A 6,744-nucleotide genomic window follows, 5' to 3' on the forward strand; every position below is an offset into this window, starting at 1 on the left:
GCCGAATGGAATCGCAAAATTGACAAATTGGCACCGGGCGACGGAACGACGGATCCGAGCCTCCCGGCGTTGTGGGGAGAGGAGCGAACGTCGCGAAGCGTCGCTTTGGCGGGCCGGGTTCCACGAGGCTGCAACGGTGGGCAGCGTTGGGTGGAGGACCCGCGGAGCTGGTCCCTCCGAAGCGGTGCCTCCCCGCCCATGACTCCGGGATGCACCGAGTCGTAAGGCGACGCTTCAAGAGGGGTGGCTGCGGGTCCGGGGACGAGTACGAGGACGAGTACCGCCCTTCGGGCTGAGTACGAGTCCCGACAACGGAAGGGCCGGCGCGGGGGTGATTGCCAATGACGGGCGGGGTCGGTCAGACTGACGGCTCATGTCGGACCGGTTCTACATCACGACGGCGATCGACTACGTGAACGGGCAGCCGCACCTGGGCCACGCCTACGAGAAGGTGGTGGCGGATGTCATTGCGCGGAGCCGGCGGAGCATGGGGGAGACGGTGTTCTTCCTGACGGGGCTGGACGAGCATGGGCAGAAGGTTCAGCAGGCGGCGGCGGCGGAGGGGAAGGATCCGCAGCGTTACTGCGACGATCTGGCGCCGTTGTGGCGGGAACTGGCGACCCGGCTGGAACTGACGAACGACGATTTCATCCGCACCACGGAGGAGCGGCATCGCCGGGTGGTGGCGGCGATTCTCGGGAAGCTGCACGGGGAGGGACAGTTTCGGGAGGACGTGTATGAGGGCTGGTATTCGACGCGGGAGGAGACGTTTCTGACCGAGAAGGACCGGCTGCCGGACGGGACCTTTCCGGCGCAGTACGGGGAGGTCACGGCGTTGCGGGAGCGGAACTATTTCTTCCCGCTGGCTCCGCACCAGGAGTGGTTGATCGGGCACATCGAGGCGCATCCGGAGTTCATCCTGCCGGAGTACCGGCGCAACGAGGTGCTGGGATTTCTGCGGAGCGAGCGGCTGGCGGATCTGTGCATTTCGCGGCCGAAGGCGCGGTTGAGCTGGGGGATTCCGCTGCCGTTCGATCCGGACTATGTGACCTACGTGTGGTTCGACGCGTTGACCAATTACGTGACCGTGCCGGCGGTGCTGGGCGATGGGGGGGTGGCGGGGCGGCTGGGGATGGACGTGGCGGAGGGCGGGCCGCGGTTGTGGCCGGCGGTGCACCTGATCGGGAAGGACATTCTGAAATTCCACGCGGTGTACTGGCCCATCATGTTGCGGGCGGCGGGGCTGGAGGTGCCGCGGCAGATCCTGGCGCATGGGTGGTGGCAGAAGAACGGCGAGAAGCTGAGCAAGACGACGGGGAACGTGGTGGATCCGGTGGCCACGGTGCGCGAGTGGGGGATCGACGCGTTCCGGTACTATGTCATCCGGGAACTGGACATTGGACCGGACGGCAACTGGACGGACGGGGGATTTGCGATGCGGTACCAGGCGGAACTGGCGAACGGGCTGGGGAATCTGGTGAACCGGTCGTTGCGGATGCTGCACAGTTACCGGGGGGGACGGGTGCCGGCGCGGTCGGAGGATCTGGCCGGGGAGGCGGGGCGGGTGACGGAGCGCGTGGGAAAGGCGTATCGGGAGTTCCGGTTGCAGGGGGCGCTGGTGGCGGCGTGGGAGCTGGTGAACCGGGCCAACAAGTTTGTGGAGGAGACGGCTCCGTTCCGGCTGGCCAAGGATCCGGCGCAGGGGGCGCGACTGGACCAGGTACTGTATTCGCTGATCGAGACGTGCCGGGTGCTGGCGGTGCTGTTGTGGCCGGTCATTCCGAACGCGGCGGGGCGGATTTACCGGCAGTTGAACTGCGAGGGTGCGCCGGACCGTTGGGAGGCGGTCGGGTGGGGCGGACTGGGCGAGGGCCATCAGGCGGGCGGGGCGGAGCCGTTGTTTCCGCGGCGCGAGGATCGTCAGCCCTTGCTCTCATGATGCGGGCGGATGGGCAGCATTTGGGTGCCGCGGGGCGGTCCGGTCCGGGATGCGGGCGGCGGGGGGCGTCGTGGAGGGAGTGGACGAGGGCGATGCGTTGCATGGCCTGGGTCGGCGTGATGAGCTGGATATGGGGAGCGGGCGGGGTGGGTTGGGCGGCCTCGGCGGCCTCGGCGGCCTCGGGGGCCTCGGGGGCCTCGGGGGCCTCGGGGGCGGAGGATCGGTTCGACGTGGCGGCGCGGTTGTACGAGCAGGGGCGCTTCCGGGAGGCGGCGGAGGTGTATGTGGGATTGAGGGCGGACGGGGTGGCGACGCCGGCGCTGCTGTTCAACCAGGGGCATGCGTGGCTTCAGGCGGGGGCGGTGGGGCGGGCCATCGCGTCGTACCGGGAGGCGCAGGTCATGGCACCGCGCGACGGGGAGATACGGGGGGCACTGAACCGGGCACGGGCGCGGGCGCGGGCAGGGGGGGCTCCGGCACCGCCGTTGAGTGCCTGGCGGCAGGCGTTGGGCTGGCTGACGCCGAACGAGTGGGCGTTGCTGGCCCTGGTGGCGGGATGGGGGGCGGGATTGGGGCTGGCGTGGCGGGCGTGGCGGGCGTGGCGGCCGGCGTTTCGCAAGGACGGGAAGGGCGGTGGAGGCGGGGCGGGACTGGGATGGGCGGGACTGGCGTTGGCTCTCCTGGTGGCGGCCCTGGTGACGGGGCGGCACGATCCGGCGTCGGAGGCGATCGTGGTGCAGCCTGCCGACGCGCACTTCGGGCCGCTGCCCGAGTCCCAGGTTGCCTTCGGTCTTCCGGACGGGGCGGAGGTGAGGGTGATGGACCGGAAGGGCGAGTGGGTGCGGGTGCGGGACACCCACGGTCGGACCGGATGGATGGATTCGGCGCGGCTGGCGTGGGCGGGATCTGCCGGTTGAAGGCGGGTTTCGAGGAGCCGGTCAGGGATGGAGGCGGTGGATGGTGCCGTACATCTCCCCGGCGGCCGGGTCGCCGTCGGCGGTGTCGAGGTTGAAGCGGAGCCCGAACTGCATGACGGGCTGGAGGTCGGGGACTTCGAGGCGGACGACGCGGGCATCGGCCTGGAGGGTGGCGGTGCGGACGGGCCAGGCATCGCGGCCTTCGCGGCGGGGATTGCGGACCGACCAATCGTTGGAGCCGTACTCGGCGGTGTAGCGGTAGTTCCAGGCTTCGAGGGCGTAGCTTCCGGGGTCTTCGGCGGTTTCGCGATCGAGGGGTTGGCCGAAGGTGAGGACGAGGGCGCCGCGCCGGGCCTGCCAGGCGACGGGGAGGGGGAGGGATCGGCCGGTCCAGCGGAAGCGTTGGAGGCTGCCATCGCGGGCGGCGGAGGTTTGCCAGCCTTGGGAGCCGACCACGTAGAGCTGGCCGTCGGCCGGGCTGAAGGCGCCGCGCATGGGGCCGGAGAGGAAGCGTCCGGGCAGGGGGACCACGGCGCCCTGGGGGACGCCCTGGACGACATCGCGCAGGGTGAGGAGGAGGGTGCAACGACCCCAGGACAGGTGAAGGAGGTGGCCGGACAGCGGGCCGAACCGGTCGTCGCGGGCCCAGATCTGGCTGCCGCTGGAATTGTCGATGCGATGGGGGATCCAGCAGAGGGGCAGGTCGTAGCCGAGGGGCCGGCCCGGGGCGGGGCGGGGTCCGGGGAAGCCATACCAGCCATCCGGGCGGAGTTCATGGAGGACGGACGACGGGGTCCATTCGCCCTGTTGGGGGGCGACGGTGACGATGGAGCCGTCGGGGCTGACGCCCATGCCATTGGGATTGCGGAAGCCGCGGGCGAGGGTGTCTTTGCGGCGTCCGTCGGGGGAGATGCGATGGGCGCCGAGGGGATCCACGTAATAGAAGTTGCCGGCGTCGTCGGTGGAGAGGCTGGTGGCGTAGTCGTGACCGCCCGGGGAGGTTTCGATGAGGTCGCTGAAGGATTCGTAGTAATCGGTGACGCCGTCGCCATCGACATCCTGGAGGCGGACGAGGCGATCGCGGCAGAGGACGACGGGGCGGTCGTCCACCATGACCAGGCCGAGGGGTTGGTAGAGTCCCTGGGCGATGCGGCGCCAGGAGACCTGGCGCAGGGAGGCATCGAGGCCGGAGACGCGCCACACCTCGCCATGGAGGGTGCTGACCGCGGCGTCGCCGTTGGCGAAGAAGCCGATGCCCGAGCAGAAGACGAGGGAGTTCCAGGGATTCTCGGACGGGATGGGAATGGTATCGATGGCGTAGGCGCCGCGGTCGGGGCCGAGCTGACCGGACACCAGGACGGGATCGCCGGCGGGGCCACGGGCGGAGGCGACGACTTCGGCGAGGTTGGAGGCGGCGGCGGGTGCGGTGTAGAGGGTTGTGCTGCTGGCCAGTTGTCGGGGGGCGCCGGTAAAGACCCGCAGGCGGGTTCGGAGCGGGAGGTCGCGGGGTTGGATTTCGAGGGCGACGGTGGTGGGTTCGGGGCGGACCAGGCGCAGATGCGGCTGCGGTTCGAGGGCGACCACGGTGACGGAGTCGTCCTGCCGGAAGCCGTGATACTCGGTGGAGCCGGCGATGCCGGAGAGGGCGCGTTCGGGCAGTCCGGTGAGCAGGGTCAGGCGGGCGGTGGTGCGGGTATTGGCGCCGAACTCGAAGTCACGGGTAAGGACGATCGCGCCGCCATCGTCGATGGCCCAGGGGGATTCCCGGACGAGCAGGTCGCCGACGGAGTACTCGAGGACGATCCGGTCGTCGCGGACGGCGAAGCCGTGCCAGAGGAAATCGGCGCCGGTCCAGCCGGAGGGTTCATCGAGGGTGAGGAGGGGCTCGCCGTCGGGTTGGGGGCGGTTGAGGAGGCCGAAGCGTACGGGATCGAAGCGGAGGAAGCCGCCTTTCCAGGCGGAGCGCCATTGTCCGGAGGCGGTGTCGTAGAGGACGGTGGCGAGCGGGGGTGTGCCGAGGCGGACGGCGAGGCCTTTTCGGACGGGGCCAGCGGGGGAGGGGAGGGTATAGGCCTGCCAGCGACCGGGGAGGGAGCGGTTCCAGCGGTCGTCGATCCAGTCGCTTTCGATCTGCTTCCAGGGTTCGTCCCGGTTGATCGGTGCGGCCTGGGCGGGAGCTGGGTCTGGAGTTGGGGCGGGGGACGGGGCTGGGGCAGGCGTTGGGGCCGGTGGGGTGACAGGGGGAGGGGTTTGGGATTGGGTGGGGGGCGGGGGAGCGGCGGCGAGGGCGGGGGGAGTCCAGCCTTCGAGGGCCTCGGGGGTGGTGAAGATCCAGGTGGCGATGGCGTCGTCATCGGCCGCGATGGCTTCCCGGCCGAAGCCATGGCCGCCCCGGGGCCGGCGGGTGAGGCGGACGGATTCGATCAGGCCGTGGCAACCCGGACCGTTGTCATCGACGCGGCGGCCGATGGCGAAGGGGGCGGGGCCGGCGCCGGGTCGGAAGGTGCGACGGACGGGGATGCGGACGGAAGGGCGGCCATCGACGAAGAGGCGGATGTCATTGGGGCTTTGGAAGACGGCGACGTGGTGCCATTCGCCATCGCAGACGTTGACTCCGGATCGGACTTCGGCCGGGGTGAGGCCTGGGGAATAGAAGGCGAGTTCGCCCGAGCCGGGGCGGGTGAAGAGTTCCCAGTGGGTGGGGGAGGCGCGGAGTTCGCTGGAGACGATGACGTTGCCGTCTTCCGCGCTGTCGAGGCGGACCCAGGCTTCGACGAGGAGGGGCGGGGAGCGGAACTCGGGATGGCCGGAGGTGAGGATCTGGTGGACGCGGGCGTCGAGGGCGGGTCCGAAGCGGCCGGGGACGAGGGGTTGGGGACGGGGGTTGGGGGTGGAGGCGGGTGCAGGCGAGTGGGGTTCGGCGGGAGGGAGAGGGGCGCCGTGGGGCGACAACGGACGGAGTTGGGGGACGAGTTGCTGGAGGCCGGCGAGTTCCTTGCGGAGCTTCACCTCGGCATCTTCGTCGGAGTGGCCGAGGAGGCCGACGGGGCCGGACCAGCCGCTGGCGAGGAGGGCTTCGAGCATGGGACGTTCGGCATCGCCCTGGCCGAGGGGGAGGATCTTCATCCCGCGCTGATCGCCATGGCGGACCATGCCGTTGAGGTTCACGGCGAGGAGGTGGGGGGCCATGAGCCGGAGCAATTCCGGGAAGCGGTCGATTTGGGCGTGGGCGTGGTGGAAGTTGTACACGATCCCGGCGTTGCGATGACCGCGGGAGCCCAGGCGTTCGAGGATGGCGATCTGATTGGTGGGTTCGCCGAACCAGCCGAGGTGATTGTAGAGCCCGACCACGCTGCCGACCTTGGCGGCGGCGGCGCAGAGGCCGGCGAGGAGGTCGGTGGCCTCGGTGATTTTGCGGGCGAGACGGGCGGGATCGGGTTCGGGTTCGGTGCCGAGGGTGACCCAGAGCTGGGGGCTGATGCGCTGGCGGCGGAGGCAGTCGAGGATGGCGCGGGCTTCGGCGTTCAGGGAGGCGGGGAACCACCAGGCGGTGATTTCGATGTTGCGGGCCTTCATGGCACGGACCTCGGCATCGAAGGTCGGGATGTGTTCCGGGCGCCAGTCGTAGGCGAGGCGTCGGATGCCGAGGTCGGCCAGCATGTCGGCCCGTTCCTCCGGGCCGCGCCGGACGGTGTCGAAGGGGACGATGCACCAGGCGACCAGGTTGGTGAGGGAGAGGGGGCCGGACGGCGGGAGGGCGGAGTGACCTCGGGGGATCGAGGTCACGGCGAGCAGCAGGACGAGGAGACAGGTTCGCATCGCGTCGGGGCGCCATGCTGACCGGTTGAGCAGGAGGGGGAAGTCTCAAGTTCCCGGGGGGGGGCGGCT

At 70.2% G+C, this 6,744-nt stretch carries 3 protein-coding genes; 2 read left to right on the plus strand and 1 reads right to left on the minus strand.

The window, feature by feature from the left end; genetic code table 11:
• Positions 1 to 373 precede the first annotated feature (373 nt).
• Positions 374 to 1,939 (plus strand): methionine--tRNA ligase, encoded by a 1,566-nt coding sequence (gene metG, locus KF833_24275; GenBank protein MBX3748435.1) that lies wholly within the window; start codon positions 374 to 376, stop codon positions 1,937 to 1,939.
• 101 nt (positions 1,940 to 2,040) lie between these two features.
• Entirely contained in the window at positions 2,041 to 2,856 is an 816-nt protein-coding gene (locus KF833_24280) for a hypothetical protein (GenBank protein MBX3748436.1), read from the plus strand.
• 21 nt (positions 2,857 to 2,877) lie between these two features.
• Here the strand turns inward: KF833_24280 and KF833_24285 are convergent, their stop codons facing one another.
• Positions 2,878 to 6,675 carry a hypothetical protein gene (locus KF833_24285; protein MBX3748437.1) on the minus strand — a complete coding sequence of 1,266 codons (3,798 nt, stop codon included), beginning with the start codon at positions 6,673 to 6,675 and terminating at the stop codon, positions 2,878 to 2,880.
• Positions 6,676 to 6,744 lie beyond the last annotated feature (69 nt).

The organism is Verrucomicrobiia bacterium (genome assembly GCA_019634625.1).
GTDB lineage: Bacteria > Verrucomicrobiota > Verrucomicrobiia > Limisphaerales > CAIMTB01 > CAIMTB01.